The sequence below is a fragment of the Romboutsia sp. 13368 genome (genome assembly GCF_018336475.1).
In the GTDB taxonomy this organism is placed as follows: Bacteria; Bacillota; Clostridia; order Peptostreptococcales; family Peptostreptococcaceae; genus Romboutsia.
In genome coordinates, this window is record NZ_CP048741.1 from 819,814 (window position 1) to 821,920 (window position 2,107).

Below are 2,107 nucleotides of genomic sequence, written 5' to 3' on the forward strand. Positions count from 1 at the left end.
TTATAGATATTAATATTGTAAGATCTGATATAAAACTAAAACTTCTTAGACGTTCAGATTTTGAATTTTGGAAAAGAGCATCAGAAAAGTTTTTATATGAAAAGTAGTGAAATTTAATTCACTACTTTTTTTGATGTATATTATGAATAAATAGTAATTATATGGAAAAAATATAAGGTATTAATATATATTGCGATATAAAACGTAATAATAAAGGAGTAAAATATGAATCAAGATAAAATATTTATAAAAACCTTTTTAAATAATTTTAAAGATGAATCATTTTCCGTTAAATTATGGGATGATGAGGAAATTAAAGTAGGAAATGACGAGCCTTTATTTAAAGTTATATTAAATAAACCAATACCTAAAAAAGAATTAATTACAAGTACATCTTTAGCTTTTGGAGAAGCTTATATGGACGGAAACCTAGAGGTTGAAGGTGACTTTTTTACTATGCTTAATACAATTTTAAAATATAAAAGTAAGTTTTCAACAGACTTTAAGCGTCTTCCTAAACTATTTTCAAATTTAACATCTGCTAAAAAACAAAAAGAAGAAGTATCTTATCACTATGACTTAGGAAATGATTTTTATAAATTATGGTTAGATGATACTATGAGCTATTCTTGTGGATACTTTAAAAATGAAAATGATTCACTATATGATGCACAAATGAATAAAATTAATCATTTACTTAAAAAGTTAAATTTAAAAGAAGGATTAAGTTTATTAGATATAGGTTGTGGTTGGGGTTCTCTTTTAATAGAAGCTGCTAAACAATACAAGGTAAAAGGATTAGGTATTACATTAAGTGAAGAGCAGTATAAAAAGTTTAAAAGCAGAATAGAAGAAGAAAACTTACAAGATTATTTAGATGTAAAACTTATGGACTATAGAGAACTTGAAAAATCAGGTTTATCATTTGATAGAGTAGTAAGTGTTGGTATGCTTGAACATGTAGGAAGAGATAATTATGATTTATTTATGAAAAATGTATCAAAAGTACTTAAGAAAGAAGGTATATTTGTACTACACTATATAAGTGGTTTAACAGAATCTCCAGGTGATCCATGGATGAGAAAATACATATTCCCAGGAGGAGTTATACCAAGCTTAAGAGAAATAATGTCAATATCAGCAGATTATAAGTTTTACACTACAGATGTAGAAAGTTTAAGACCACATTATATGCGAACTTTACTTAAATGGGCTGAAAACTTTGAAAATAATATAGATACTGTAAGAGAAATGTTTGACGAAAGATTTGTTAAAATGTGGACTATGTATTTATATTCATGTGCTGCATGTTTTAATACTGGAGTTATAGACCTTCATCAAATTGTATTTACTAATGGAGTAAATAATTCAAATCCGTTAACTAGAGATTATATGTATAATTAAAATTTAAGTAATTGATTATACTTAAATTTTATAAAATTCATAGAATAAATGACAAWAWCTACAGATCAAATTTTAGAAGATAGTATAAAATTCGCTTCGCTTGAGCGACGTGTCGGCGAAATATTTCATGTCGCCAACGATATATCCTCGCTAACACTTCGGATACATCCGTTGCTCAAAATATAATTTTTTACCTGTATATTAATTAATYTATATAATATTAAACTAAATTAATATTAAGAAAAGAATGAATACAATTAAATTGTCAACTGTAAAGATAAAAATAGTTTACCAAAGGGGGTACATATGAAATTAACTACTAATGAATTAGTAATATGTTCAATATTTGCTAGCTTAACAGCAATATTAACTCAAATATCTATACCAATTCCGCCAATACCTATTACAATGCAGGTGTTTGCAGTAGCTTTATGTGGTTTAGTATTAGGGAAAAGATTAGGATTTATATCTATAAGTATATATGTTTTACTAGGAGCAATAGGTATGCCGGTATTTTCACATTTTAATGGAGGAATAGGTTATATATTAGGTCCAACAGGAGGTTTTATATTATCATTTCCAATAATGGTGTATATAGTAGGATATTTTTCTGATAAATATAAATCTACAATAGGTATATATACTGGTATGATAATTGGCTTATTAGTAAGCTACACAATAGGTACAATATATTTTTGTATAA

At 26.1% G+C, this 2,107-nt stretch carries 2 protein-coding genes; both read left to right on the top strand.

What is annotated here, in order from left to right; all coding sequences use genetic code 11:
* Positions 1–225 precede the first annotated feature (225 nt).
* The gene (locus tag G3997_RS03340) at positions 226–1,404 is read left to right on the top strand and encodes an SAM-dependent methyltransferase (protein ID WP_296648082.1); all 1,179 of its coding nucleotides are present in this window, start codon (positions 226–228) and stop codon (positions 1,402–1,404) included.
* A gap of 306 nt (positions 1,405–1,710) precedes the next feature.
* On the top strand, positions 1,711–2,107 hold a 397-nt coding region (locus G3997_RS03345), incomplete at its 3' end, for a biotin transporter BioY (RefSeq protein WP_296648087.1).